Source organism: Tabrizicola sp., from assembly GCF_016793705.1.
Taxonomy (GTDB): domain Bacteria; phylum Pseudomonadota; class Alphaproteobacteria; order Rhodobacterales; family Rhodobacteraceae; genus Tabrizicola.
Genome location: NZ_JAEULO010000045.1, coordinates 70,168 through 96,880, shown reverse-complemented (window position 1 = coordinate 96,880; position 26,713 = coordinate 70,168). Strand labels below are relative to the sequence as shown.

The window sequence follows — 26,713 nt, the reverse complement described above, 5'->3', positions numbered from 1 at the left end:
GCCCGATCTCCCGCTGGCTTGTGCCCCGGCGATGCTCGGCAAAGATCACCGCCCGCTCACCCCCATCCAGATGCAGCCCCCGCCTCTTCATCGCAACCCCCCTCCAAACCTCACGTGTTGCGGTTCATTCTAGAGGAGAAGTGGGGTTAACTTTTTGGATCAGCCTTGTTTCGCCGGGCTTTCGGCCTTCTTCTCCCAGCGGCCAGACTCCTCGGACCAGTATTGCGCGGCATGGCCGGCCGAGGTCATCGCCTTCCACTGCGCGCGGGCGGCTTGCAGGCGCGCAGTGTCGTTGCCGTCGAAAAGGACCCAGACCCGCTCCATCGCCGCGATCTCGGCATCCGTCGCCTCGGCGCCGTCGACCAAGGCCAGCACCTTCGCGGCATTGGCGGGCGGGCCGAGGCCAAGCAGGACGGGCTGGTCGGCATCCTGCGGGCCGCCTTCCTGGCCATGCGGCAGGAAACTGTCGTCGCCACCCTTCAGCCAGAGCGCGGCGTCAAGCTGGTCCAAAGCGGCAGGATCGGTGCCGCGCACCATCACGCGCCAGCCCTGCCCCAAGGCGCGCGGAGCATTGACCGCCAGCGTATCGGCGGGGGCCGATTGCATCAGGTGGAAGAACATCACCGTGCCCATTGCGGCCCGCTCATCGCTTGTCTTCGACCGCTCTTCGCATTGCGTCGGCCCGCGAGGAGCGAAGCGGAACGCGAGCGAGGAGCCTCACTTTTCGAACCTGTCGCGGATCAGCCGGTCCAGCGCCATCACGCCCCAGCCAGTCGCGCCCTTGGGGGCCAAAGCGGTGTCGGCCTTCACAAGCGCGGTCCCGGCGATGTCGAGGTGGCACCAGGGCACATCCGGCTTGACGAAGCGTTGCAGGAACTGCGCCGCCGTGATCGCCCCGCCGTCGCGGCCGCCGACGTTCATCATGTCGGCGATGCGGGATTTCAGCTTGGCGTCATAGGCATCGCCCATCGGCATCCGCCAGGCGCCCTCGCCTTCGGCCTTGGCCGCCGAAAGGAAGGCATTGCACAGCGTATCGTTGTTGGAAAAGACCCCGGTGTTTTCATGTCCGAGGGCGATGATGATCGCGCCGGTCAGGGTCGCAAGGTCGATCATGCCGGTCGGCTTGAACCGCTCCTGCGCATACCAGAGCACGTCGGCCAGCACGAGGCGGCCCTCGGCGTCGGTGTTGATCACCTCGATGGTGTCGCCCTTCATCGACTTCACCACGTCGCCGGGACGCTGCGCGCGGCCATCGGGCATGTTTTCGACAAGGCCAACAAGGCCGACGACATTGGCCTTGGCCTTGCGCAGCGCCAGCGTCCGCATCACCCCGGCGACGACGCCCGCGCCGCCCATGTCCATCGTCATGTCTTCCATGCCTGCGGCGGGCTTGATCGAGATGCCGCCGGTGTCGAAGACCACGCCCTTGCCGATCAGCGCGAAGGGGGCGTCGCCCTTGCTGCCGCCGTGCCATTGCATGACCACGACCTTGGACGGGCTTTCCGACCCCTGCCCCACGCCCAGGAGCGCGCCCATGCCAAGCCTGGTCAGATCCTCCTCCTCAAGGATTTCCACGTCGAGGCCAAGCTCCTGCATCGCGGCAAGGCGGGCGGCGAAATCATGGGTGGTCAGCACGTTGGCGGGTTCGTTCACCAGATCGCGGGTGAAGAAGACCCCTTCGGCCACGGCGGCCATCGGGGCGGCGGCTTTCGCCACGGCCTCGGGGTTCGCTGCCATCAGGGTGACGGGGCCGGGAGCGGTCTTTTCGCCGGATTTGTGGGTGTCGAAGTCATAGGCGCGCATGGCCAGACCGAAGGCGATGTCGGCGGCGCGGGCATGGCCCTCGGCCAGCACCAGCGAGCCGCCTGCCCCGTGCGTCTTGCCGACGGCCGCCCCCGCCTTGCGGGCCTGGGTCTGGTCGGCCTTCTTCGGCAGGCGGATCAGCTGGACGGCATCGGCGGCAAGGCCCGGCGGGAAGGCCAGATCCATCGCCTCGCCGGGCTTCAGCTTGCCGAAGGCCTCGGACCCTGCCGCGCGGGCGAGCGCGCCCTTCGTCAGCCGATCGAGCCGCCGGAAGCCAGCGCTTCCCGGCTGACCTGCGTCGGCGAGGACGGCGATGCGGCCCTTCACCTTGGCAAGGGCTTCAAGGTCGGTGGCCTGAAACTGGATCGGCAGGGGCTTGGGCATCGCTTGTCTCTCTGGTCGGATTTTCGCGCCCGCCCCGCGGCAGGGTTGGGGCGGCTTGGCCCGGACGCTACAACCGGGCCCGCCGATTGGCCAGATAGCAGTTTTCGGCGCCGGTGAATTCCGCTAGGGTCCGCCCCAGATGTTGTAGGGGCCGGGTCGGGCGTGTCTAGATTCGACAGATATCTCTTGTCGCAGCTGCTCGCGCTGTTCGGCTTCTTCGCGCTGGTGCTGGTGGCGGTCTACTGGGTGAACCGGGCGGTGGGCCTGTTCGACCAGTTGATCGGCGACGGGCAATCGGCGCTGGTTTTCCTGGAGTTTTCCATCCTGACCCTGCCGAACGCCATCCGGCTGGTCCTGCCCATCGCAGCCTTCGCGGCGACGGCCTATGTCACCAACCGCCTGATGCAGGAAAGCGAGCTGGTCGTCATGCAGGCGACCGGCTTTTCCATGTTCCGGCTGGCGCGACCGGTGGTCTATTTCGGATTCTGCGTGCTGGTGATGCACGCCGTCCTGTCGAATGTGCTGGTCCCCGCCAGCCAGCGCATCCTGAGCGAGCGGTCGGCGGAGATTTCCGAGAACGTGACCGCACGGTTCCTGAACGCGGGGCAGTTCATGCATCCCGCGAAGGGGATCACGCTCTACATCCGCGAGATCACGCCGACGGGCGAGCTTCTGGACCTGTTCCTGTCGGATGAGCGCGCGTCGGGCAGCCGGGCGATCCATTCGGCGCGCAAGGCCTTTCTGGTCCGGGGCGAGGTGGCGCCGAAGCTTGTCATGGTCGACGGATCGACCCAGACGCTGGATCGGGCCGACGGGCGGATGGCGGTGACACGGTTTTCCGACTTCACGCTGGACCTTGCGGGTCTGGTGCAGGGGAGCGAGACCGGGCAGGTCGCGCTGAACGCCCTGCCGACGCGGGTGCTTCTGGAGGCCGCGCCCGAGGCGCTGGCGGCAACCGGGGCGACGCTGGCAGAGTTCCGCGAGGAGGGGCACAGTCGGCTGGCGGGGCCCTTGATGTCGGTGGCGGCGCCGCTGATCGGCTTTGCGGCGCTGATGCTGGGAAGTTTCTCGCGCTTCGGGCTCTGGCGGCAGATGGCGCTGGCGGTGGGGTTGCTGATCGGGATCCAGACAGCCTGGACCTGGGGCGGCAGCGCGGCGCTGGAGCGGGCTTCGGCCTGGCCTGCGGTCTATCTCGGGCCGGTGCTGGGGGTGCTGGTCGCGCTGGGTCTGCTCTGGGAGGCGCAGCGGCCCCGGCGGCGGAGAGCGGCGGCATGACGCTGAGCCTCTACATCGCGCGGCGATTCCTGGGCAGCGTGGGGAAGGTGTTCCTGGCCTTCCTCGCCATCCTGTTCCTGATCGACATGATCGAGCAGCTGCGCCGGTTTTCCGACGCCGATATCGGGCTGGCGGGGGCGGCGCATCTGGCGCTCTTGTCGGTGCCCGAGACGATGTACCGCATCCTGCCCCTGATCATCGTGATGGGGGCGATCGCCAATTTCCTGGGGCTGGCGCGGTCGTCGGAACTGGTTGTGGTCCGCGCGGCGGGACGGTCGGGGCTGCGGTTCCTGGTGACTCCCTTGCTGGTCTCGGTGGCGCTGGGGCTGCTGGCGGTGGCGCTTTTCAACCCCTTGGTCGCTGCGACGTCGAAGGCCTATGACGACAGGCGGTCCGAGCTGACGCAGGGCGGTCGGTCGGTGCTGTCGGTCGCCGATACCGGGCTCTGGCTGCGGCAGGGGTCGGGCGAGGGGCAGACGGTGATCCAGGCGGCGCGGTCGAACCTGGACGGGACCGAGCTGTTCGGCGTCACCTTCCTGGGTTTCGACCAGGACGGCCAGCCGACGCGGCGGATCGAGGCGGAGGCGGCGAAGCTGGTTGCAGGCGCCTGGCAGCTGACCGGGACCAAGACCTGGGACCTGACGGCGGCGAACCCGGAGCAGACGGCGGTGAAGGCCGAGGGGCCGGTGGCGCTGGCCTCGGACCTGACGCCGGAGCGCATCCGCGACAGTTTCGGCACGCCCTCGGCCATCGCCTTCTGGAACCTGCCGGGATACATCGCCGATCTGGAGCGCGCGGGCTTCTCGGCGCAGGCCTACAGGCTGTGGTATCAGATGGAACTGGCCCTGCCGATGCTGATGGCGGCGATGGTGCTGGTGGCGGCGGGGTTCACCATGCGGCATGTCCGCTTCGGCGGCACGGGGAAGATGGTGCTTTACGCGCTCTTGGCGGGGTTCGGCTTCTTCTTCCTGCGGAATTTCGCGCAGGCTTTGGGCGACAGCGGGCAGATCCCGGTCCTTCTCGCCGCCTGGAGCCCGCCGGTCGCCGCGGTGATGCTGTCGCTTGGCCTGCTTCTGCACCTGGAGGACGGCTGAGATGGTGGCCCGCCTCCTGACGTTGCTCGTGGTCCTCGTGACCCTCGCCCTGCCCGCCCTTGCACAGGAGCAGGCGACGCTGGTCTCGGACAGCCTGGAGATCACCGGCGACACGCGGCTGATCGCCGACGGGCATGTCGAGGTCTTCTTCAAGGGCCGCCGGTTGACCGCCAGCCGCATCGTCTTCGACCAGGCCACCAACCGGCTGGAGATCACCGGACCCATCGTGCTGACCGATGACGCGGGCGAGACGCTGATCCTGGCAAGCCAGGCCGACCTTGCCGCCGATATGTCGGAAGGCATCCTGACCAGCGCGCGGCTGGTCTTGAACCAGCAGCTGCAACTGGCTGCGGCCGAGATGCGCAGGGTATCCGGGCGCTATACGGAGCTGCAGTCGGTCGCCGCCTCGTCCTGCAAGGTCTGCGCGGGCGACCCGACGCCCCTTTGGGAGATCCGCGCCCGCCGGGTAGTGCATGACGAGGTTGCGCGGCAGATCTACTTCGACCGGGCCCAGTTCCGGCTGGCGGGGGTGCCGCTCCTTTACATCCCGCGGCTTCGGATGCCCGACCCGACGCTGAAGCGCAGCTCGGGTTTCCTCATGCCGACGATCCGCACCACCTCGGACCTCGGGACCGGGATCAAGCTGCCCTATTTCATCGTTCTGGGACGGTCCGCCGATCTGACCCTGACGCCCTATCTGACCACCAAGCAGTCCCGCACGGTGGAACTGCGCTATCGCCAGGCCTTTGCGACCGGCGACATCGAGCTGACCGGCTCGGTCAGCCGCGACGATCTGATCCCCGGCAAGACCCGCGGCTACCTGCGGCTGAAGGGTGGCTTCACCCTGCCCGCGCGCTACAAGCTGAGCTTCGACGGCCAGACGGTGACCGACCCGGCCTATATGCTGGACTACGGCATCGACAACACGGACCGGCTGGACAGCCGTATCGAGATCACCCGCACAAGGCGCAACGAATTCATCTCGGCCCGGATCATCAGCTTCCAGACCCTGCGCGACGACGAGGACAACACGACCATTCCCAGCGTGGTCGCGGACCTGACCTTCCACCGCCGGTTTTCGCTCGGACCCCTGGGTGGCGAGGGCGGGCTTCGGTTGCAGACGCACAACCATTATCGCAGCTCGACCAGCCCCATCGACGGGCCGGACAGCGACGCCATCGCCGATGGCCGCGACCTCGGGCGCATCTCGGCGCGGATCGACTGGCGGAGAAGCTTCATCCTGCCTTTGGGGATCGAGGGCACGGTCCTGGGCGAGATGACGGCGGATGGCTACCGGATCAGCGAGGACCTGGCCTTTGCCGGGTCCACGACGCGCACCCACGGCAGCGCGGGCATCGAGCTGCGCTGGCCCTGGGTCAAGGCCGAGGCCGGGGGCGGAAGCCAGGTGATCGAGCCGGTGGTGCAGCTTCTGTATTCGTCGTCCGATGTGGAAACCCTGCCGAACGAGGATTCGGCGCTGGTCGAATTCGACGAGGGCAACCTCTTCGCGCTGGACCGATTTCCGGGGTCCGACGCGGTGGAACGCGGCCCGCGCGCCAATGTCGGCATCAGCTGGACCCGCTTTGATCCGCAAGGCTGGTCGATGGGTGTGACGCTGGGCCGCGTCTTCCGCGAGGCGGACCTCGGCCAGTTCGGCCCGGGCTCGGGGCTGGCGGGGGTGCAGTCCGACTGGCTGGCGGCGGCGAATTTCACACTGGCCGACGGGCTGGCGATCACCGGGCGGCTGGTGATGGACGACGGTCTCAGCCTCACCAAGGGCGAGGCGCGGGTGACGCTGAACGGTCCGAAGACCTCGGTCGCGACCTCGATGATCTGGGCGGTGGCAGATCCGCTGGAGAACCGGCCCGATCCGACGCGGGAGCTGTCGGTCGATGCGCGGCGCAAGCTGAACCCCAACTGGGCCGCCACCTTCTCGGGCCGCTATGATTTCGTCACCGATCAGGGCACGCTGGCGGGTCTGGGTCTGGAGTTCCTGAACGAATGCGTGCGGTTTGATGTTTACCTCTCGCGTCGGTTCACGTCATCCACTAGTGTGAGCCCGACGACGGATTTCGGCCTGTCGCTGGATCTGGTGGGTTTCGGCAGCGGCGGGGCGGCGGGTCCGGCACGGGCCTGTCGGCAATAGGGCTGGCGACGGAAACGGCGGGCAAAGACCCGCGGGTTGAGGAAGAGCGGCGGAAACGATGCGATTTTCGGTTCTGAAACGGCAGGCGGCGGCGGTTCTGGTCAGCTTGGCGCTTGCGGCGCCGGTTCTGGCGCAGGATATGTTCGCGCCCCGGATCTATGTGAACGACAGGGCGATCACCAACTACGAGATCGCACAGCGGGCGCTGTTCCTGCGCGTGCTGCGTGCACCCGGCAACCCCGAGGAAGAGGCGCTGAAGGCCCTGACCGAGGATCGGCTCCGCCAGACCGAGGCCGAGCGCCTGGGTATCAAGCTTGCCGAGGCGGACCTGAACGCCGGCATGAGCGAATTCGCCAGCCGGGCGAACCTGACGGTCGATGAATTCGCGGCCGAGCTGGGCAAAGCCGGGATCGCACCGGAAACCTTCCGCGATTTCGTCGCGGCGGGGGTGTTGTGGCGGCAGGTGGTGCGCGCGCGCTTCCTGGGCCAGGTGCCGATCAGCGAGGCCGATATCGACGAGGCGCTGGAGGCGGCGACGCGGCCGAGGGCCTTGCAGGTGCTGGTCAGCGAGCTGGTGATCCCTGCGCCCGAGGGCAAGGAAGAGGCGGCATTGGCGCAGGCGCAGGAACTGTCTGATACGCTGTCCGGCGAGGGCGCCTTCGCGGCGGCGGCGCGGCGCTATTCGGCCTCGGCGACGGCGGGGGCGGGCGGGCGGCTGGACTGGCTGCCGCTCGCGAACCTGCCCGCTGCCATCGGCCAGCAAATCCTGGCGCTGGACGCAGGCGAGGTTTCGGACCCGGTCTCGGTGCCGGGCGCCGTGGTGCTGTTCCTTTTGCGCGACGTGGCGGTGGACAAGACCGCCGAGCCGATCTCGGTCTCGATCGACTGGGTGGAATTCCTGGTGCCGGACGATGCGGCGGAAATCGCCCGGCTGCGCGCCAAGGCCGATAATTGCGACATGCTGATGGGCGAGGCCAAGGGCCTGCCGGAAGACCGGATGACCCGCCAGACCACCGGGACGGGCGAGATACCGGGCGACGTGGGGCTGGAGCTGGCCAAGCTCGATCCGGGCGAGACCTCGGTCGCGCTGACCCGGGGCGGCTACCGCCGGATGCTGATGCTGTGCGGGCGCACGCCGGTGCTGGAGCCGATGCCGACCCGCGACCAGGTGCGCGAGCAGGTGATCAACCAGAAGCTCGAAGGCATGGCCGAGGGCTACATGGAAGAGCTGCGCGCCGCCGCGATCATCCGCGAGCCGTGAGCGCGCCGGTCCTTCTGACCTGTGGCGACCCGGCAGGGATCGGTCCCGAGATCGCGGCGAAGGCCTGGGCAGCAGGCGAGCGTTTTGTCTGGATCGGCGATCCCCGGCATCTGCCTGCGGGCACGGATTGGCGCGAGGTGGCCGAGGGTGAGGCTCCGGGCGACGGAGCGCTGGCCGTCCTGCGGCAGGCGTTCGCGGCCCCTGCCCCGCCGGGCCAGCCGGTCGCGGCCAATGCGGCGGGCGTGGTGGCGGCGATCATCCGCGCGGTCAGGCTGGTGCAGGCGGGTCTCGGCGGGGCGGTCTGCACGGCGCCGATCAACAAGAAGGCGCTGAAGGACGGGGCGGGGTTCGCCTTTCCGGGGCATACCGAGTTCCTGGCGCATCTGGCGGGGGTAGACCGCGTGGTGATGATGCTGGCCTGCCCCGGCCTGCGGGTGGTCCCCGCGACGATCCATATCCCGCTCTCCGAGGTGCCGGGGGCGCTGACCGAGGCGCTGCTGGAAGAGACGATCCGCATCACGCGCGCCGGGCTGGTGCGGGATTTCGGCATCGCCGCCCCCCGGATCGCGGTCGCCGGGCTGAACCCCCATGCGGGCGAAGGCGGGGCGATGGGATGGGAGGAAGAGCGGATGATCAGGCCGCTCATCGCCCGGCTGAAGGCCGAGGGGCTGGCCGTGACCGGGCCTTGGCCTGCGGATACGATGTTCCATGCCCGGGCGCGGGCGGGCTATGACGCGGCGGTCTGCGCCTATCACGACCAGGCGCTGATCCCGATCAAGACCATCGACTTCGCGGGCGGGGTGAACGTGACGCTGGGCCTCCCGTTCGTGCGCAGCTCGCCCGACCACGGCACCGCCTATGACATTGCGGGCCGGGGCGTGGCGGACCCGTCGAGCCTGATCGCGGCGCTGCGGATGGCGCGGGAGATGGCGGCGGCGCGCGGGGTTTGAGGTCGGAGCCTCCGGCGGGGATATTTTTGCCAGTATGAAAGCTGGAGGGTGTTCTTGGGAACGATAGACGGACTGCCGCCGCTGCGCGAGGTGATCCGGGCGCATGAGCTGGTGGCGAGGAAGCAGCTGGGGCAGAACTTCCTCCTGGACCTGAACCTGACCGCCAAGATCGCGCGGGCGGCGGGCGACCTTTCGGCCTGCGACGTGCTGGAGGTGGGCCCGGGTCCGGGGGGGCTGACGCGGGGGCTTCTGGCCGAGGGCGCGCGGCGGGTGGTGGCGGTGGAGAAGGATGCGCGCGCCCTGCCCGCTTTGGCCGAGATCGCGGCGGCCTGTCCGGGGCGGCTTGAGGTGCTGCACGGCGACGCGCTGGAATTGGACCTTGCCGCGCATCTGACCCCGCCGGTGAAGATCGTGGCCAACCTGCCCTACAACGTGGGCACCGAACTTCTGATCCGCTGGCTCACGCCCGAGGTCTGGCCGCCGCTCTGGTCATCCTTGACGCTGATGTTCCAGAAGGAAGTGGCCGAGCGGATTGTTGCGAAACCGCGAACAGAGCATTACGGGCGCCTCGCCCTTCTGGCGCAATACCGCTGCGAGGCGCGGATCGTGATGACCCTGCCGCCCGAGGCCTTCACCCCGGCACCGAAGGTGCATTCGGCGGTAGTGCAGCTGACCGCCCTGCCCGCCCCGCGATATCCCTGCGACTTCAAGCTGTTGCAGCGCATAACCGCGATGGCCTTCAACCAGCGCCGCAAGATGCTGCGGGCGAGCCTGAAGGGCCTGCGCCCGGATATCGAGGCGGTGCTGGAGGGCGTCGGCATCCCGCCCACCGCGCGGGCCGAGGAGATCGGGCTGGAACGCTTCTGCGCGCTGGCGCGGGCGGTTGCGGGCTGAGGCCCGGCGGGCGCGCCCTGCCCTGCATCCCGCCTGAAACTCGTCAGGCCGGGAGCGGGCGGTCCAGGCATTGCCAGAGCGCCTGCCCCAGCATCTCCATCCGGATCGGCTTGGCGACGATCGCGGTGAAGCCGCCGTCGAGATAGTCGTCGACCTGATGGGTCATCACGTTGGCGGTGACCGCCACCGCACGCGGCGGCGGCAGCCCGAGCGAGGCCGCCAGCCGGATCAAAGCGTCGAGGGTCTGCAACCCGTCCATTCCCGGCATGGCGATGTCGAGCAGCACGGCATCGAACCGCTCGGCGCGGTAGCGGCGCAGCGCCGTCTCGCCATCCGAGACGATCTCCGGCTCCACGCCGAGCGCCTGGAGCATGCTGTGCAGGATGATGCGGTTGGTCGCATTGTCCTCGGCGGCCAGAATCCGCATCGCGGGCAACCGCGCCATGACGGCCCCGCTTTCCGCATCGGACCGGCGCGCGAGGACGGGGACCATCAGCTCGGCCCGCGCGGTGACGCCCTGCCCCTGCACCGAGGTCAGCGTGACATCGCCCCGCATCAGCCGCGCCAGCCGCCGCACGATCGGCAGGCCAAGCCCGGTGCCGACATGGCTGCGCCGCGACCCGCCGGTGCCCTGGGTGAATTCGTCGAAGGCCAGCGCGATCTCGGCCTCGGACATGCCGATGCCGGTATCGCGCACGGTGATGACGATCCGGTCCGGCGCCGAGCAGTCGATCTCGACGGTGACGCTGCCTTCGTCGGTGAACTTCAGCGAATTGCCGACCAGGTTGTGCAGGATCTGGATCAGCCGCGTCTTGTCGCCATGGCGCAACTCGTTCGGGGCGGCGCCGAGGCAGCGGGTGACCAGTTGCACACCCCTGTCGCTGGCGGCAACCTGGTGCAGCGAGGCGACGCGGGCCAGAATCTCCGGCAGGCGGATCGGGCCCGGCGTCAGGACCATGTGCCCCGCCTCGATCTTGGCGAGGTCGAGGATGTCGTTGATCAGGCCGAGGAGATGTTCGCCCGAATCGCGGATGACGCGGACCATCGCCTGTTCCTTCGGATCGGACAGGCGCCCGGCCAGCACGGTGGCCATGCCGAGCACACCGTTCAGCGGCGTGCGTATTTCATGGCTCATCGCGGCGAGGAAGTCCGACTTCGCCCGGTTGGCGGTCTCGGCTGCGGTCATGGCGGCGCGCAGGCGCGCTTCGTTCTGCACCTCGTCGGTGATGTCGGTGAACGTGCAGACCACGGCAAGGTCGATGCCGGGGGCGGTCAGGCGGGCCGAGGTGACGGCGACGGCGCGGCGTTCGCCGCCAGGCCAGTAGATCTCGTGTCGCAGGGCGTGCATCCCCGGTTCGCCCGCCAGCGCGCGCGCCACCGGCAGGGCCTCGGGCGCGACGCGGTTTCCGGCAAGGTCGATGACCTCGGCGGCGCCGAAGAGCTTCAGCAGCCGATCGCCCGCCGAAACCTTGCGGCCCAGCACCCGCTCGGCGGCGGCATTGGCGAAGACCACGCCGCCGCGCTCGTCCACGACGACGATGCCGGAAACCGAGCTTTCCATCACCCGCGCCAGCGTATCGCGTTCGCGGGCAAGCGCGGATTCCAGCGCCTTCGCGGTGGAGATGTCGAGGTTGATGCCGCTGGTCTTCACCGGACGGCCCGTTTCGTCCCATTCGGCCACCTGGGCCCGCGTCAGCACCCAGACCCAGTGCCCGTCGCGGTGGCGCAGTCGGACCTCGTGCTCGACCTGCCACTGGCCGGAGCCGAAAGCCTCGCGCTCATGGGCGATGAGCGCGAGGGCGTCGTCGGGGTGCAGCATCCCGAGCCAGCCATCGAGCGGCATCGGATTCAGCTCTACCGCCCGGTAGCCGAGAATCTCGGCCCAGCGGTCGCTGACGATGGTAACGCCGCTTTGCATATCATGTTCCCAGGTGCCGACCTGTGTGCCGTCGATCACCCGGCGCAGCCGCTCTTCCGCCTCGGCCTGGACCGAGACATCGAGCGTGATCCCGGAAATCCGGCGCGGGCTGCCGTCGGCCCAGCGGAGCGCGACATGGCCTCGGGTCATCAGCCAGACCCATTTGCCCGAACCGTGGCGCATCCGGCAGCGCAGGCCGAACTCCTCGCCGCCGTGCAGGAAGAGCTTCCACTGCGCTTCCAGCACGGCCATGCGGTCCTCGGGGTGGACGAGATCGATCAACCCGTCCAGCGCGGGAGAGCCGCCGAAGCCGAGCATGGTTTCCCAGCAATCGTTGATCGTCGAGAATCCATGTTCGGAATCCCAGTCCCAGACAGCGATGCCGCCACCCTCGACCACCTGTTGCAAACGGCGGTCGGCGAGGCGGCGGGCAGTGACATCCTCGTAAAGCCCCACCGTCTCACGCGAAGGGGTGGCGCGTTCGCGGACCCAGATCAGCCGACCGTCGGCCAGCTTGTCCTCGTTGTCCCAGACCTCGGTCAGCGGGCGGTCGAGACGACGCTGGAGGTTGGCGTCGTCGCGGTCGCCGTCAGAGCCGAAGACACCCTGGGCGATGGCGGCGCGCAAAAGATCGTCATAAAGCGCGCCTTCCCGGATCTGATCGGCGATCCGAGAGAAGACGCGGACATAGGGCGCGTTCCACAGCACAAGCCGGTCTTCGGCGTCGAAGACGGCAAAGCCGTCGTCCAGCGCCTCGATGGCGGCGAGGAACCGCGCCCGGGTCGCCTCCAGCCGGTCGCTTTCGACCTTGAGCGCGGCCTCCTTGGCCCGGATGGCGGTGATGTTCTCGATCAGCGACCAGACGAGGCGCCGTCCGTTCGGATCGGTGCTGACGAAGCAGCGCACGACAGCGGGAAAATCGGTGCCGTCCTTGGCTCGGAACTGCGCCTCGACCGGCCCGTAGCTTTGAGACCGCTTCAGTGCCGCGATCGCGGCTTCCAGCATCCAGGGGCTGTCGGTGGGCAGGATCTGGCGGATCCGGATCGACACATCGACCTGGGGGTCGATCCCGAAGAGATGCTTGAAGGCACGGTTGACGTCGACGATCTCGCCGGTGGTGAAATCGTTGACCAGGATCGGATGCGGGCACATCTCGAAGAAGGCGGTGAACTGGCCCTCGCGAAACGAGGTCATCTCGCTGGAGCGGTCCGAGGCGGCGATGTCGCGGATCACGGCGATCAGGTTGGCGTTCCCACCCTCTCGTCCCGGTGCAAGCCGGGCGACCGAGACCTCGTAGCGGTGCGGCGCGACCAGGGTCGGCAGCCCGACCCGCCGGGTCAGCGCCGCATGGCCCGAGGGCGGCGCGGCCACCATCTCGTCCAGAACGCTCGCCAGCGGTTCCGGCAGGATTTCCGCTGCCGGGCGACCGAGCCCTCCGCGCACAAGGCCCGCCAGCCAGGGCAGCTTGTCGGAATGGCAGGCGATGATCCGCCCCTCGGGCGAAAGTTCGATCACCAGGTCCGGCAGCGCGTCGAGCGTGGCTTGCAGATGGCGGCGCGAGGCGGCCTCGGCCCGGGCGGCCTCGACGCGCAAAAGCACCGACGAGACCGCCCGCCCGATCGAAGTCAGCAGGAACACCGCGTCCTGCGCCCACTGCCGATCATGGCGGCCGCAGTCGAAACCGATCACGCCGAACAGGCGGTCGCCGTCGCAGAGCGGCACCATCAGCGTGGAATGGACACCGATCTCGGTCAGGAAGCGCCGCTCGGGCGAGCCGGGCGGCAGCGCCTCGCGGTCATGCACCGCGACGATGCGGCCCGTCAGGAAGGCCTGGTGCCAGTCGGGACGGACCACCGGCGCTTCGGCCTGCATCGCCGGTTTCAGCGGTGCCACGCCCGGCGCCACCCATTCATGCGTGTTGCGGTAGCCCGACTGCGGCGCATAGCGGAAAAGGAAGGTGCGGTCGAAGCCATAGGTCTGGCCCACTGTCTCCAGCACGGCCTCGATCTCGCTGTCGATGGTGCCCGGGGTGACGTCGAGCAGCCGGTTCATCAGCTCGACCACGCGGAACTCGGCCCGCACAGACTGAGCGGTCACAGTATCGGGCTGACCTGCGTGTCCCATCGTTCCTCGATTTATTGGCGCAAGTATCGGTCAGAAGCCGATATCCCGCAAGCGGGCTTGTCTCGTCCGTCCAGGCGGGGCCACAGTCGGAAAGCCCGGCAAAGCGGGCGAGGCGGGGCTGGCGGGCCCCTGCCGTCAGAATCCGGTCAGGAGGGCGACCAGGGCCAGTGCCGCCGGCAGGGCCTGGACATAGAGGATGCGCCGCGCCGCCGTCGCCGCGCCGTAAAGCCCGGCGACGATCACGCAGGCGAGGATGAACTGCGCCAGCTCTGCCCCCGGCCCGGGCAGGCCGCGGACGAGCGCCAGGATCAGCCCCGCGGCAAGGAAGCCGTTGTAGAGCCCCTGGTTGGCGGCCAGCACCCGGGTATTGGCCGCGAACTCGGGCGTGACCCCGAAGATGCGGCGGACCTGCGGGGTTTCCCACAGGACCATCTCCATGATCAGGATCGCCAGATGGATCAGCGCCACCAGCCCGACGAGCGCCGCGCCGATCATGCGGCGGGCATCCGGGTTTCCGCCATCTCGGCATACCAGCTGGAGCCGAAGGGGATTGCCGCATCGTCGAAGTTGTAGGCCGGATGGTGCACCATCGCGGTATCGCCGTTGCCCATGAAGATATAGGCGCCGGGGCGTTCGTTCAGCATGAAGCTGAAATCCTCGGCCCCCATCAGGGGCGGGGTGTCGGTGTCGACATGGCCCGAAACCTTGCGCGCCACCTCTGCGGCGAAATCGGTGTTCTCCGGCGTGTTGATGGTGACAGGATAGCCGCGCTGGTAGTGGACCTCGGCCCGCGCGCCGAGCGCCAGCGCAGTGCCCTCGACGATCTGGCCGATGCGAGCCTCGACGAAATCCTGCACCTTGGGGTCCATGGTGCGCACGGTGCCCTTCATCTTCACCACCTGGGGAATGACATTGTGCGCCGTGGAATCGGTCTCGACCGTGCAGACGCTGACGACAACCTGCTTCAGCGGGTCGACATTGCGGCTGGCGATGGTCTGCAAGGCCACGATGATATGGGCGCTGACCACGGTGGTATCGACGCAGTCATGCGGCTTGGCGGCATGGCCGCCCTTCCCCGTCACCACGATCTCGAACTGGTCGGCGGCGGCCATCATCGCGCCGGGGCGGATGGCGAAATGGCCGACCGGGATGCCGGGCATGTTGTGCATCCCGTAGACCTCCTGCACGCCCCAGCGCGACAGCATCCCGTCCTTCACCATCTCGCGGCCCCCGCCGCCGCCCTCTTCGGCGGGCTGGAAGATGCAGACGACGGTGCCGTCGAAATTGCGCGTCTCGGCCAGGTACTTCGCCGCGCCCAGAAGCATCGCGGTATGGCCGTCATGGCCGCAGGCATGCATCTTGCCGGGCGTTTGCGAGGCATAGGGCACGCCGGTCTGTTCGATGATCGGCAGCGCGTCCATGTCGGCGCGGAGGCCGATGACCCGGCCCTTGTTGTCGCTGCGCCCCTTGATCACCGCGACGACCCCGGTGCGACCGATGCCCTCCACCACCTCGTCGCAGCCGAAGCTCCGGCAGAGGTCGGCGACCTTTCCGGCCGTGCGGTGGACGTCGAACAGCAGTTCGGGGTGCTGGTGGAAATCGCGGCGCCAGGCGGTGATCTCGGGCAGAAGCTCGGCGAAACGGTTCTTGACGGGCATGGGTTGTCTCCTTTGGCAGGCAGGGTGAACCTGTTGCCGGGAAACGGCAAGCCCCCGGCTCAGGCCCTGGAGGGGGTCAGGAAAACCGGAATGTGATCAAAGACCTGTTGCCGATGTCGCACGTTTTCGCCATATCGTCGCAAAATCGTCATGAACCCGGCTTGTTGCGGCCAGAGAGCCGCGCAAGATGGGAAAAAGAGCCAGCGAACGGAGCAGTCAGATGGCCAGCAAACCCGGCAAACCGCAGCAAGGCGGCAGCTCGACCCCGAGCCCGCAGCAGCAGGGCCAGCAGGCGGGCGGACCCACCCCGCAGCAGGGCCAGCCGATCTTCAAGGACTGGGCCTCGATCTAGGGCTTTTTCCCGGCCTTCACCACTTCGGCCAGGTCGCGTGCGATGTTGAACGCGCCCTTGATCCGGTCGGCCTCGGTCTTCATCTCGCCGGTCAGCACGATCCTGTTGCCATGCACCCGCGCCGCGGGGCCCTGCGCCTTCAGGAAATCCACCAGACCTGCGGGATTGGCGAACTTGTCGTTGTGGAACTGGATCGTGGCGCCTTTCGGCCCGGCGTCCAGCCGCGAGATCCCCGCCCGCTTCGCCATCGCCTTGATCCGGACGATCAGCATCAGCGTGTTCACTTCCTTCGGCAGCGGCCCGAACCTGTCGATCAGCTCGGCGGCGAAACCCTCCAGCTCCACCTTCGTCGTCAGGCTGGAGAGCCGCCGGTAGAGTCCCAGCCGGATGTCCAGGTCGGGAATGTAGCTTTCCGGGATCATCACCGGCACGCCGAGGTTCAGCTGCGGCGACCAGTCATCGTCGATGGCCGAAAGCCCCTGCAACTCGCCGGATTTGATCTTGGCGATCGTCTCCTCCAGCATGTGCTGGTACAGTTCGTAGCCGACTTCGTTGATGTGCCCCGACTGCTCCTCGCCCAGCAGGTTCCCCGCCCCCCGCAGGTCGAGGTCGTGGCTGGCGAGATTGAACCCCGCGCCAAGGCTGTCGAGGCTGCCGAGAAGCCGCAGCCGCTTGGTCGCCTGCGGCGTCAGCGGCGCCCGGGGCTTGGTCGTCAGGTAGCAATAGGCCCGCGTCTTCGACCGGCCCACCCGGCCCCGGATCTGATACAGCTGGCTGAGGCCGAACATATCCGCCCGGTGGACAATCATGGTGTTGGCCGTGGGAATATCCAGCCCGCTTTCAACAATGGTCGTGGCCAGCAGCACGTCATACTTGCCGTCGTAGAACTGGTTCATCCGGTCATCCAGGTCGCCCGCCGCCAGCTGGCCATGCGCGATGACGTAGCTGGCTTCGGGCACATGGGTCTTCAGGAAATCCTCGATATCGGGCAGGTCGGCGATGCGGGGCACGACATAGAAGCTTTGCCCGCCTCGATAGCGTTCGCGCAGGATCGCCTCGCGGATCGTGATCGTGTCGAATTCGGAAACATAGGTGCGGATCGCCAGCCGGTCGACCGGGGGGGTGGCGATGATCGACAGGTCGCGCACGCCGGTGAGGGAGAGTTGCAGCGTCCGGGGGATCGGCGTCGCGGTCAGGGTCAGAACATGCACTTCCGAGCGCATTTCCTTCAGCCGCTCCTTGTGGGAAACGCCGAAATGCTGTTCCTCGTCGATGATGAGGAGGCCGAGTTTCTTGAACGTCACCCCTTTGGCCAGCAGGGCATGGGTCCCGACCACGATGTCCACCGACCCGTCCGCCATCGCCGCCCGCGTGGCATTGGCATCCTTGGTGGAAACAAAACGCGACAGGGGGCGGACGGAAATCGGGAAGCCCCGGAAGCGCTCGGTGAAGCTGCGGTAGTGCTGCCGGGCCAGCAGCGTGGTCGGGCAGATCACCGCCACTTGCATCCCCGACAGCGCCGCGACGAAAGCTGCCCGCATCGCCACCTCGGTCTTGCCGAAGCCGACGTCGCCGACCACCAGCCGGTCCATCGGACTGCCCTTTTCCAGATCCGCCACCACATCGGCAATCGCCGCCAGCTGGTCGTCGGTCTCCTGATAAGGGAAGCGCGCCGCGAAAGCCTCCCAGATCGAATGCGGCGCTTCCAGGATCGGCGCGTGGCGCAGCGCGCGTTCGGCCGCGACCCGCATCAGCCGGTCGGCGATCTCCTTGATCCGCTCCTTGAGCCTGGCCTTCTTCGCCTGCCAAGCCCCGCCGCCAAGGCGGTCCAAGAGCCCCTCCTCATGCCCGTAACGGCTGAGGAGTTCAATGTTCTCCACCGGCAGGTAAAGCTTTGCATTCTCGGCATATTCCAGCATCACGCAGGCATGGGGCGCGCCGAGTGCGGTGATCGTCTCGATCCCCAGATAGCGCCCGACGCCATGCTCGACATGCACCACCAGATCGCCCGGTGACAGTGTGTCGACCTCGCGCAGGAAGTTGTCGGCCTTGCGCTTGCGGCGAGGTTTCGCCGTCAGCCGCTCGCCCAGAACGTCCTGCTCGGAGATGACCGCCAGCCCCGGCGCCACGAACCCCGCCTCCAAGGGCCAGACGACAAGGAATAGCCCGCCCTTCCCCTCGGGCAGGTCGCGGAAATCGGCGATCTCGCGCGCGCCGGTCAGGCCGTTGTCGGCGAGCAGCCCCTTCAACCGTTCGCGCGCGCCTTCGGACCAGCTGGCGATGACCACCTGCCCCGCGTTCGCCAGCACTTGAACATGCTCCGCCAAGGCACCGAAAAGATTGATCTTCTCCTGCTGACGTTCCGGCGCGAAGTTGCGGCCCGCCCGCGCGCCCGCGTCCAGTACCCCCGGCCCCGGGCTTTGCGGCAGGGGAGAGAGCTGCACCACGCGATGCCCCGCCAGCGCTGTCTCCCAGGCGGTATCGTCCAGATACAGCTCCCCGGCCGGGACCGGCTTGTAGACCGTGTCGATCCGCCCCTTGGCCCCCATCGCCTCATGGCGGGCGTCGTAGCTGTCTTCTATGCCCTCCCACCGCGCCAGCCGCGCCGGGGTCACCTGATCGTCCAGCACGACCGAGGCATCGGGCAGATAGTCGAACAGGGTCTCCAGCCGTTCATGGAAGAAGGGCAGCCAATGCTCCATCCCCTGGTGCTTGCGCCCCGCGCTGACGGCTTCGTACAGGGGATCGTCCGTTCCCGCCGCGCCGAAGGCAATACGATAGTTCTGCCGGAACCGCGCGATCGCGGCCTCATCAAGGATCACCTCGGAAACCGCGGAAAAGTCGACGCTTTTCAACTTCTCGACGGTCCTTTGGGTTTCCGCATCGAAGCGCCGCGCCCCGTCCAGCACGTCGCCGAAGAAATCCAGCCGGATCGGCCCGCCCGGCCCCGGCGGGAAGATGTCGACAATCCCGCCGCGCAGGGCATAATCCCCCGGCTCGGCCACGGTGGAGACGGGGGTGAAGCCCATCCTCGCGAGGAAGCCCTTCAGCCGCGCCTCATCCACCCGCTCGCCCACAATGGCACGGAACGAGGCCGCCCGCACGACGTCGCGCGTCGGAACCTTCTGCGTCGCCGCGTTCAGCGTCGTCAGCAGGACGAAAGGTCCCGGCAGCCCGTCGGCCAGCAGCGCCAGCGTCGCCATCCGCCGCGCGGAGATCTCGGGGTTTGGACTGACGCGGTCGTAGGGCAGGCAGTCCCAGGCCGGGAAATCCAGCACCGCGACTTCGGGCGCCATCACCGCCAACGCCGCGCGCATCGCCTCGGCCCGCTTGTCGTCGCGCGCGATATGGACGACCGCCCGACCTTGACCGACCTCGCGGACGAGGATCCGGGCGTCGAAGCCTTCGGGCGCACCGCCCATCAAGATGCGTTCGGCTGTCATGTTCCCCGCGCGACCCGGTCAGTTCAGGATCGAGACGTTGATGTTCTGCCAGGTTCCGTAGAAGGCGGTGACGGTGATCGACAACATGCCGATCACCTGCACGATCCGGCGATGCACGGTCAGGCGACGGAAGAGTGCCTCGCCACTGTCGCCCTCGGCGACGATCCGGCGGCTGGCGCGGACGCTGAACCAGACGACCAGCATCATCGGCGCAAGAAGGAGGAAGACCGCCTGGGCGAATTCGATGTCATACCAGAAGCCCAGGAGGATCAGCGAGGTCAGCCAGAAGGCCGCGAGGCCGACCAGAATCCAGGCGCCGCTGTCGATGACGTGAAGGAGCCGGTTGATGTTGATCCGCACCAGGTCTTCGACATCGGTCTGCACCTGGCCGCCCTCGCGTCGGGCGCGCTGGATCATGTCATGCGGCACGCCCAGCACCCAATGGCTGACCGAGGACCAGAGTGTCGCCAGCGCGATCCAGTACCAAAGGTTGGAAAACGACCTCAGGTCGATCACTTCCAGCGCCGTATCGAGGACATCCACCTTGCGCCGTCTCCTACAGGGGCTGCTGCGGCCCGAGATGACTTGAGGCCGTGCTCTTTCCATGGCAGGCAGAAGCCGAAGCCGCAAGTCCCTGCTTTTGCGGCAAGGAAGGAGCCAGCCCATGCATCCCGTCCAAGCCCCCCATCCTGCGACGCGCTTCCGCCGTCTGCGCCGCACCGGCGCCCTGCGCGCGCTGGTGCAGGAGAATACGCTGACCACGGGCGACCTGATCTGGCCGGTCTTCCTGTGCGACGGGGTGAACCAGCGCCAGCCGGTCGCCTCGATGCCGGGGGTGGAGCGGCTTTCGCTTGACCTCATCGCCGGGGCGGCGGCCGAGGCGCGCGATCTCGGCATTCCCGCGATCTGTCTGTTTCCCTACACCGATCCGTCCCTGAAGACCGCCGACTGCCGCGAGGCCTGGAACCCGGAGAACCTGACCAACCGGGCGATCCGGGCGATCAAGACCAAGGTGCCCGACATAGCGGTGATGACCGACGTCGCGCTCGACCCCTACAATGCGCATGGCCATGACGGGCTGGTGGTGGACGGGGTGATCCTGAACGACGAGACGGTAGAAGCGCTGGTCAGGATGGCGCTGGCCCAGGCCGAGGCGGGTGCGGATATCCTCGGGCCGTCGGACATGATGGACGGCAGGATCGGCGCGATGCGGGCGGCGCTGGAAGCCGCAGGCCACAGGGATGTGGCGATCCTCAGCTATGCCGCGAAATACGCCAGCGCCTTCTACGGCCCGTTCCGCGATGCGGTGGGGGCGACGGGGGCGCTGAAGGGCGACAAGAAGACCTACCAGATGAATCCGGCGAACAGCGACGAGGCGATCCGGCTGGTGGCGCGCGATCTGGCCGAGGGCGCCGACATGGTCATGGTCAAACCGGGGATGCCCTATCTCGACATCTGCCATCGGGTGAAACAGGCGTTCGGTGCGCCCACCTTCGCCTACCAGGTCTCGGGAGAATACGCGATGATCCAGGCGGCGGCTCGGAACGGCTGGATCGACGGCGAGAAGGCGATGGTCGAAAGCCTGATGGCCTTCAAGCGCGCCGGCTGCGACGGAATCCTCACTTATTTCGCGCCGGCGGTGGCGAAGCTTTTGCGGGGATAGCACGCAACGGTTCCAGCCTGGGGCCAATTTCCTTCGAAGGAATTTGCCAAAACTTTTCGAAAAGTTTTACGCTCCCCTGTCCGCAGGTTTCAACTCAACAGACCCTGCACCGTACTGGTCAGGTCGTTCAGCGAGAAGGGTTTCGGCAGGAAGACCGAATTCGGCACCCGCGCCTGATCCTCGGCGAGGCCGTCCTCGGCATAGCCCGACATGAAGACCACCTTGACCCCCGGCCGTTCCAGATGCGCGCGGCGCACCCAGGCCGGGCCGTCCATCCCCGGCATGACCACATCGGTGACGAACAGATCGACGTGGAGCGAGCGGTCCTCCAGCTTCGCCAGCGCTTCCTCGGCGGTCGCGGCTTCAAGCACGGTATAGCCGCGCAGGGACAGCGCCCGGCTGGCGAAGGCGCGGACCGAGGCCTCGTCCTCGACCAGCAGGATCACACCCTCGCCCTGCTTCGCCGCGACCCGTTTCGGTTCCGCAACCGGCGCCTGGTCCAAACCCTCGAAGACCGGGAAGTAGAGCGAGAAGGTCGTCCCCTGCCCCACCATCGAATCGACGAAGATGAAGCCCCCAGACTGCTTGACGATGCCATAGGCCATCGACAGGCCCAGTCCGGTGCCCTCGCCCACCCGCTTGGTGGTGAAGAAAGGCTCGAAGATCTGCCGCAGCTGGTGGTCCGGGATGCCGATGCCGTGGTCCACCACCCGGATCACCGTATAGTCGCCCGCTGGCACCGTCGCCCGGTCCCGTTTCAGGTCCTCCGCCAGGGTGACCGGCTCGGTCTCGATCCTGATGTCGCCGCCTTCGGGCATCGCGTCGCGCGCGTTGACGACCAGGTTGATCAGCACCTGCTCGACCTGCCGCTTGTCGGCGCGGATATGACCCAGCCTCCGCCCGGCCTCGCGCCCCAGATGGGCAAGCACCAGGTCCACCTTGTCGACCATCAGCCGATTCAGAAGATGGGTCAGGTCGGCCAGCACATCCTCCGGGTCCAGCACCTCGGGGTTCAGTGTCTGCTTGCGCGAGAAGGCGAGGAGCTGGCCCACCAGCGAGGCCGCCCGGTTCGCGTTCTGCCGGATCTGCTCCAGATCGGCGAAATCGCTGTCCTCGCGGCCGTGGCGCAGCAGGAGAAGGTCGCAATGGCCCGAGATCGCGGTCAGGAGATTGTTGAAATCATGTGCGATCCCGCCCGCCAGCTGGCCGATCGCCTGCATCTTCTGGCTTTGCGCGAACTGCGCCTCCATCGTCTTCAGCCGCGTCGCGTCGTTCAGGATCGCCAGCGCCCCCGGACGCCCGCTCTCGACATGGCGGCGCAGCGTGATCTGGAGGAAACGCTCCTCCTCGCCGCGCACCCGCAGCACCTCGGAGCCGCCGGGATGGCGGCCCGCCACCACATCGGCCAGCCATTCCGAGACGGGACGGCCCAGCCCCTCGAACAGATCGTGGAACATCGCCGCGCGGATGTCACCGCGCCACATCAGCTCGCGCGCGGCATGGTTGGCGATCCGCATCACCCCGTCCGGGCCGAAGGTCATGATCGCGACCGGCACCTCCTCGAGGTCGGAGCCGACGGCGACCGCTGGCGGGCGGTCGACCCGGTCGGCAATGACGGGACCGTCCTTCGGCAGTGCGATCTCGTCCGCGCGCCAGAAATAGTTGTCGCGTCCGGCACGATGGACGGTCAGCCGCAGGACCTGGCCATGGCCCGGAACATCCTCGCAGGCGGCGCCTGCGGCATCGGCGGCGCCTTGCAACCGCAAGAGCAGTTCGGCCGGATGCAGCACATGGCCGCCAAGCGCGTCATGGAGCGAGCGGATCCCGGTCCCGAAACGCGATTCAGCGGCGAGATTGCGCAGGATCACATGGCCCGCCGCATCGGTCATGAAACAGGCCGCCGGGTCGTCGGCCATCAGCAGGAAGGCCTGGAGTCCCGCCCGTTCCTCGCGTTGCCGGGCAAAATGCGCGCGCGCCGCCAGCGCCAGAGCCAGCATCACCAGCACGAGCCCGACGAAGGCCAGGAGCGGCCCGCCATCGCGCCAGACCAGCGCCCAGGCTGCAATCAGGCCAAGACCGGCGACCAACAGGGTCAGAATCCCCTCCCGCCCGCCGCGATGCAGCTCCATCCGACCCGTCAAGAGCGCGTCTCCCTTCCATCTGCGACCCCGGTCGACCATGGCCGCAAGCGGTTAATCATAGATTAACGGATCAACGGGTTTGGCGGCGGGTCAAGGTTGATCGACAGAAGTCAGACTCTCCGCAGGATTGCAAGATAGAAGCCATCGCCGCCCTGGAGCGGCGTCAGGCGCAACTCGGAGCCGAGGGTCCAGCCCGGATGGCGGGCCAGGAAGGCGCGGGTCTGGTCGCCGTTTTCGCGCCTCAGAAGCGAGCAGGTGGCATAGGCCAGGACGCCGCCCTTCCCCAGCATCGGGGCGGTGCGATCCAGGATAGCGGCCTGGGTTTTCTCAATGTCGGCAAGGGTTTCCGGCGTGAGCCGCCATTTGCCGCCGGGGTCGCGGCGCCAGCTTCCCGAACCCGAACAGGGCGCGTCGACCAGCACCAGATCATAGGGCTGAGCGGCCTCGGGGGCCTCGGTCAGCGTGACCTTCACCCCCGCCCGTTTCGCCCGCGCGGGCAGGTCGGCCATCCGCCGGAGCGCCGCATCATGGGCAATAAGCCGCAGCTTCGCCCGCGCCGCCATCGCCAGCGTCTTGCCGCCCCCGCCCGCGCAATGGTCGAGCACCCGCATCCCGTCGGCCAGCGGCAGCGCCTCGACCACCGCCTGCGAGGACGCGTCCTGCATCTCGACCAGCCCCGACAGATAGGCGGCCGAGGTCTGCACCCGCCGCGCGTTCTCCACCACTTCCAGCGCGGTCGCCGCCAGCGGATGCGGCTGCACCTTGATCCCGTCCGCCGCCAGCGCCGCCACCGCATCGGCCACGCCGCCCTGGCGCAGGTTCACCCGCAGGAAGACCGGCGCCCGCAGCCGGAGCGCGGCGGCCACCGGCTCAAGATCGGCGCCCAGGCTTTCGCGCAGTTCCGGCAACAGCCAGTCTGGCAGATCCAGCCGCTCTTCCGCCAAAGGCTCGCGCCCTGCCTCATCCGGTCCCGGCGGCACGGGGGCATGGCCCTCGCCCGAAAACAGCGCCTCCTGCCCCGCCGCACGGCAGAGGCCCAGCACCAGCCCGCGACCCGTCGGGCCGCCCCCCAGCACCGCCGCCGAATGCCGCTGGCGCAGCGCGTCGAACACGATGTCGCGCACCGCCGCCCGATCGCCCGACCCGGCAAAGCGGTTGGCCCGGCCCCAGTTGGTCAATGCCTTCTCCGCCGGCTCGCCCGCCAGAATCCGGTCGAGAACCGTAATCGCCGCCGCACATCTTGCCGAAGGTGTCATCGCGTCCTCGCGCGGAAGCCGCGGTCAGCCGACGCGGTAATTCGGACTTTCCCGGGTGATCTGCACGTCATGGACATGGCTTTCCTTCAAGCCCGCCCCGGTGATCCGCACGAACTGGCAGCGCGTCCGCATCTCGGCCACCGTCGCGCAGCCGGTATAGCCCATTGCTGCCCGCAGGCCGCCGACCATCTGGTGAATGACCGCCGCCGCCGATCCCTTGTAGGGCACCTGCCCCTCGATCCCCTCCGGCACCAGCTTGTCGGACGCCGCGTCCTTCTGGAAATAGCGGTCCGCCGACCCCCGCGCCATCGCGCCGAGCGACCCCATTCCGCGATAGGCCTTGAACGACCGTCCCTGCCACAGGATCACCTCGCCCGGAGACTCGTCCGTCCCGGCAATGGCGCTGCCCACCATTGCGCAGGAGGCCCCCGCTGCGATCGCCTTGGCGAAGTCGCCCGAATACTTGATGCCCCCGTCCGCAATCACCGGCACATCCCCTGCCGCCCGCGCGGCGTCCATGATCGCCGTCAGCTGCGGCACGCCCACGCCCGCGACGATCCGCGTCGTGCAGATGCTGCCCGGCCCGATCCCCACCTTCACCGCATCCGCGCCCGCCCCGATCAGCGCCCGCGTCGCCTCGGCCGTGGCGACGTTCCCCGCCACCACCTGCACCCGGTTCGAGAGCTTCTTGATCCGCTCCACCGCCTTGGCCACACCCTCGGAATGGCCATGCGCGGTGTCGATCACCACCAGATCCACGCCCGCGTCGATCAGCGCCTGACTGCGGTCGAAGCCCGCATCCCCCACGGTCGAGGCCGCCGCCACCCGCAAGCGCCCCATCTCGTCCTTGCAGGCCTGCGGGTTCAGCACCGACTTCTCGGTGTCCTTCAGCGTCAGGAGCCCGGTCAGCTTGCCCGATCCGTCCGTCACCAGAAGCTTCTCGATCCGCCGCGCCTTCATAAGGGAAATCGCTTCGGCCCGGTCCACCGGCTCCTTCAGCACCGCCAGGTTCTCGGACGTCATCATCACCCGGACCGGCGTCTTGTCGTCGCTGGCAAAGCGCATGTCGCGGTTGGTCACGATCCCCAGCACCCGGCCGCCCGCGTCCACCACCGGGAAGCCGGTGATGGCATAGCGCTCCATCAGCGCCTTGGCATCGGCCAGCGTCTGCTCCGGCGTCAGGGTGATCGGCTGGTAGACCACGCCCGATTCAAACCGCTTCACCCGGCTGACTTCCCGCGCCTGCGCTTCCGGGTCGAGGTTGCGGTGGATCACCCCGATCCCGCCCGCCTGCGCCATGGCAATCGCCATCCGCCCTTCCGTCACCGTGTCCATCGCGCTGGAGAGCAGCGGGATGTTCATCCGGATCGCCTTCGTCACGAAGGTCGAGGTATCGGCATCCGACGGCAGCACGCTCGATGCCGCAGGCACCAGAAGCACGTCGTCAAAGGTGAGAGCCTCACGAATCTCCATGGGTTTTCCCTCCGGGAGCAAGCATCGTTTGGCGGTTCCCCATTTCACGCCCCGCGCGCGGGCGCAAGGGCAAATGAACCCCTTGCAGCGGCATCCCACGCATGCAGATTACCCCGAAAGCAGAGAGGCCCCATGCGCGTCGCCATCGTCGAGAACACCCGCATCACCCATCATGGCCAGGTCGGCGTCGCCCTGCACGAAGCTGCGGCGCTGATCGACGTCTACAAGCCCTGGTCGGGCCAGCCTCTGCCCGCCACGGTCGATGCGGATGCGCTGGTGGTGTTCGGCGGGGAACAGGCGGCGGTCGACGACCATACCCACCCCTACCTGCCCGATCTCGCCCGCCTGATGGCCGATTTCACCGCATTGGACCGGCCGGTCCTCGGCATCTGCCTCGGCTCGCAACTCCTCGCCCGCGCCTATGGCGGCGAGAACCATCTCGGCATCGCACCGGAATTCGGCTGGGTCGATGTCAGCCTGACCGACGCGGGTCGCGCCGATCCGGTCCTTTCGCAGGTGCCCGAGACCTTCCCGATCTTCCAGTGGCATTCCGACACTTTCACCCTGCCCGAAGGCGCCGTGCATCTGGCGCACAGCCCCATGGCCCGGCACCAGGCCTTCCGCCTTGGTCGCGCCACCTATGGCACCCAATTCCATTTCGAGGCCAGCCGGAGCGTCGTGCGCGACTGGTCGAATACATTCCCGGAAACCATCCAGCGCATGCTGCCCGACTGGCCAGAGCGCCATGCCGAGCTCGCCGCAACGCGGGGCGCAGCGGCCGATGCACACGGCCTCGCCCTCGCCCGCGCCTGGGTCGGGCTGATCTGAACCCACGTTCGTTCAAATATCCCACGGGGGTGCCGGGGGTGTGCCCCCCG

At 68.0% G+C, this 26,713-nt stretch carries 19 protein-coding genes; 9 read left to right on the top strand and 10 right to left on the bottom strand.

Features of this window, described 5'->3' with window-relative positions:
- Positions 1-159: 159 nt before the first annotated feature.
- Positions 160-633: a DNA polymerase III subunit chi gene (locus JNJ68_RS13035; protein ID WP_294982812.1), complete on the bottom strand. Its 474-nt coding sequence runs from the start codon at positions 631-633 to the stop codon at positions 160-162.
- Between the two features lie 84 nt (positions 634-717).
- A complete protein-coding gene (locus tag JNJ68_RS13030; protein WP_294982811.1) occupies positions 718-2,187 on the bottom strand; it encodes a leucyl aminopeptidase in 1,470 nt (489 codons plus the stop codon).
- 162 nt (positions 2,188-2,349) lie between these two features.
- On the opposite strand from JNJ68_RS13030, the gene lptF reads away from it, so the two are divergent.
- Genes lptF through rsmA form a run of 6 tightly spaced genes read left to right on the top strand, consistent with a single transcriptional unit; the run spans position 2,350 to position 9,807 of the window.
- Positions 2,350-3,462 carry an LPS export ABC transporter permease LptF gene (gene lptF, locus JNJ68_RS13025; protein ID WP_294982810.1) on the top strand — a complete coding sequence of 371 codons (1,113 nt, stop codon included), beginning with the start codon at positions 2,350-2,352 and terminating at the stop codon, positions 3,460-3,462.
- On the top strand, positions 3,459-4,556 hold the full coding sequence (lptG, locus tag JNJ68_RS13020; protein ID WP_294982809.1) for an LPS export ABC transporter permease LptG: 1,098 nt from the start codon (positions 3,459-3,461) through the stop codon (positions 4,554-4,556). The genes lptF and lptG overlap by 4 nt, the downstream gene beginning before the upstream one ends.
- A gap of 1 nt (position 4,557) precedes the next feature.
- A complete protein-coding gene (lptD, locus tag JNJ68_RS13015; protein WP_294982808.1) occupies positions 4,558-6,702 on the top strand; it encodes an LPS assembly protein LptD in 2,145 nt (714 codons plus the stop codon).
- 58 nt (positions 6,703-6,760) lie between these two features.
- Complete coding sequence (locus tag JNJ68_RS13010; RefSeq protein WP_294982807.1) at positions 6,761-7,963, top strand: peptidylprolyl isomerase; 1,203 nt, start codon at positions 6,761-6,763, stop codon at positions 7,961-7,963.
- Positions 7,960-8,913, top strand: coding sequence for a 4-hydroxythreonine-4-phosphate dehydrogenase PdxA (gene pdxA / locus JNJ68_RS13005; protein WP_294982806.1), 954 nt, complete (start codon positions 7,960-7,962; stop codon positions 8,911-8,913). The genes JNJ68_RS13010 and pdxA overlap by 4 nt, the downstream gene beginning before the upstream one ends.
- A gap of 54 nt (positions 8,914-8,967) precedes the next feature.
- Entirely contained in the window at positions 8,968-9,807 is an 840-nt protein-coding gene (gene rsmA, locus JNJ68_RS13000; RefSeq protein WP_294982805.1) for a 16S rRNA (adenine(1518)-N(6)/adenine(1519)-N(6))-dimethyltransferase RsmA, read from the top strand.
- Between the two features lie 43 nt (positions 9,808-9,850).
- Here rsmA and JNJ68_RS12995 read toward each other — a convergent pair whose 3' ends face one another.
- The 3 genes from JNJ68_RS12995 to JNJ68_RS12985 form a co-directional block, all read right to left on the bottom strand.
- Positions 9,851-13,849, bottom strand: a complete 3,999-nt coding sequence (locus JNJ68_RS12995) for a PAS domain-containing protein (RefSeq protein WP_294982804.1) — start codon at positions 13,847-13,849, stop codon at positions 9,851-9,853.
- A 135-nt stretch (positions 13,850-13,984) separates the two neighbouring features.
- Positions 13,985-14,344: a DUF1304 domain-containing protein gene (locus JNJ68_RS12990; RefSeq protein WP_294982803.1), complete on the bottom strand. Its 360-nt coding sequence runs from the start codon at positions 14,342-14,344 to the stop codon at positions 13,985-13,987.
- Entirely contained in the window at positions 14,341-15,507 is a 1,167-nt protein-coding gene (locus JNJ68_RS12985; RefSeq protein ID WP_294982802.1) for a M20 aminoacylase family protein, read from the bottom strand. The genes JNJ68_RS12990 and JNJ68_RS12985 overlap by 4 nt, the downstream gene beginning before the upstream one ends.
- Before the next feature lie 220 nt (positions 15,508-15,727).
- Between JNJ68_RS12985 and JNJ68_RS12980 the strand changes: the two genes are divergently transcribed.
- On the top strand, positions 15,728-15,859 hold the full coding sequence (locus JNJ68_RS12980) for a hypothetical protein (RefSeq protein WP_294982801.1): 132 nt from the start codon (positions 15,728-15,730) through the stop codon (positions 15,857-15,859).
- Here JNJ68_RS12980 and mfd read toward each other — a convergent pair.
- The gene (mfd, locus tag JNJ68_RS12975; protein ID WP_294982800.1) at positions 15,856-19,302 is read right to left on the bottom strand and encodes a transcription-repair coupling factor; all 3,447 of its coding nucleotides are present in this window, start codon (positions 19,300-19,302) and stop codon (positions 15,856-15,858) included. The two genes, JNJ68_RS12980 and mfd, sit on opposite strands and share 4 nt — an antisense overlap.
- 18 nt (positions 19,303-19,320) lie before the next feature.
- Complete coding sequence (locus JNJ68_RS12970; RefSeq protein WP_294982799.1) at positions 19,321-19,845, bottom strand: component of SufBCD complex; 525 nt, start codon at positions 19,843-19,845, stop codon at positions 19,321-19,323.
- A gap of 121 nt (positions 19,846-19,966) precedes the next feature.
- Between JNJ68_RS12970 and hemB the strand changes: the two genes are divergently transcribed.
- The gene (gene hemB, locus JNJ68_RS12965) at positions 19,967-20,965 is read left to right on the top strand and encodes a porphobilinogen synthase (protein ID WP_294982798.1); all 999 of its coding nucleotides are present in this window, start codon (positions 19,967-19,969) and stop codon (positions 20,963-20,965) included.
- An 89-nt stretch (positions 20,966-21,054) separates the two neighbouring features.
- Here hemB and JNJ68_RS12960 read toward each other — a convergent pair whose 3' ends face one another.
- From JNJ68_RS12960 to guaB, 3 genes are all read right to left on the bottom strand, one after another.
- Positions 21,055-23,094 (bottom strand): ATP-binding protein, encoded by a 2,040-nt coding sequence (locus tag JNJ68_RS12960; protein ID WP_294982797.1) that lies wholly within the window; start codon positions 23,092-23,094, stop codon positions 21,055-21,057.
- A gap of 122 nt (positions 23,095-23,216) precedes the next feature.
- Positions 23,217-24,362: an RsmB/NOP family class I SAM-dependent RNA methyltransferase gene (locus JNJ68_RS12955; RefSeq protein ID WP_294982796.1), complete on the bottom strand. Its 1,146-nt coding sequence runs from the start codon at positions 24,360-24,362 to the stop codon at positions 23,217-23,219.
- A 24-nt stretch (positions 24,363-24,386) separates the two neighbouring features.
- Positions 24,387-25,835, bottom strand: a complete 1,449-nt coding sequence (gene guaB, locus JNJ68_RS12950; RefSeq protein WP_294982795.1) for an IMP dehydrogenase — start codon at positions 25,833-25,835, stop codon at positions 24,387-24,389.
- Between the two features lie 132 nt (positions 25,836-25,967).
- On the opposite strand from guaB, the gene JNJ68_RS12945 reads away from it, so the two are divergent.
- Positions 25,968-26,663: a type 1 glutamine amidotransferase gene (locus JNJ68_RS12945; RefSeq protein WP_294982794.1), complete on the top strand. Its 696-nt coding sequence runs from the start codon at positions 25,968-25,970 to the stop codon at positions 26,661-26,663.
- Positions 26,664-26,713: the final 50 nt, after the last annotated feature.

Excerpts from the sequence above, each read along its gene's own strand:
- JNJ68_RS12980 (WP_294982801.1), top strand. The coding sequence starts at position 15,728 with ATGGCCAGCAAACCCGGCAAACCGCAGCAAGGCGGCAGCTCGACCCCG.
- JNJ68_RS12945 (WP_294982794.1), top strand. The coding sequence starts at position 25,968 with ATGCGCGTCGCCATCGTCGAGAACACCCGCATCACCCATCATGGCCAG.
- JNJ68_RS13010 (WP_294982807.1), top strand. The coding sequence starts at position 6,761 with ATGCGATTTTCGGTTCTGAAACGGCAGGCGGCGGCGGTTCTGGTCAGC.
- JNJ68_RS12960 (WP_294982797.1), bottom strand. The coding sequence starts at position 23,094 with ATGGAGCTGCATCGCGGCGGGCGGGAGGGGATTCTGACCCTGTTGGTC.
- JNJ68_RS12985 (WP_294982802.1), bottom strand. The coding sequence starts at position 15,507 with ATGCCCGTCAAGAACCGTTTCGCCGAGCTTCTGCCCGAGATCACCGCC.
- lptG (WP_294982809.1), top strand. The coding sequence starts at position 3,459 with ATGACGCTGAGCCTCTACATCGCGCGGCGATTCCTGGGCAGCGTGGGG.
- JNJ68_RS12990 (WP_294982803.1), bottom strand. The coding sequence starts at position 14,344 with ATGATCGGCGCGGCGCTCGTCGGGCTGGTGGCGCTGATCCATCTGGCG.
- JNJ68_RS13030 (WP_294982811.1), bottom strand. The coding sequence starts at position 2,187 with ATGCCCAAGCCCCTGCCGATCCAGTTTCAGGCCACCGACCTTGAAGCC.
- guaB (WP_294982795.1), bottom strand. The coding sequence starts at position 25,835 with ATGGAGATTCGTGAGGCTCTCACCTTTGACGACGTGCTTCTGGTGCCT.
- lptD (WP_294982808.1), top strand. The coding sequence starts at position 4,558 with ATGGTGGCCCGCCTCCTGACGTTGCTCGTGGTCCTCGTGACCCTCGCC.
- mfd (WP_294982800.1), bottom strand. The coding sequence starts at position 19,302 with ATGACAGCCGAACGCATCTTGATGGGCGGTGCGCCCGAAGGCTTCGAC.
- JNJ68_RS12995 (WP_294982804.1), bottom strand. The coding sequence starts at position 13,849 with ATGGGACACGCAGGTCAGCCCGATACTGTGACCGCTCAGTCTGTGCGG.
- JNJ68_RS13035 (WP_294982812.1), bottom strand. The coding sequence starts at position 633 with ATGGGCACGGTGATGTTCTTCCACCTGATGCAATCGGCCCCCGCCGAT.
- hemB (WP_294982798.1), top strand. The coding sequence starts at position 19,967 with ATGCATCCCGTCCAAGCCCCCCATCCTGCGACGCGCTTCCGCCGTCTG.
- JNJ68_RS12955 (WP_294982796.1), bottom strand. The coding sequence starts at position 24,362 with ATGACACCTTCGGCAAGATGTGCGGCGGCGATTACGGTTCTCGACCGG.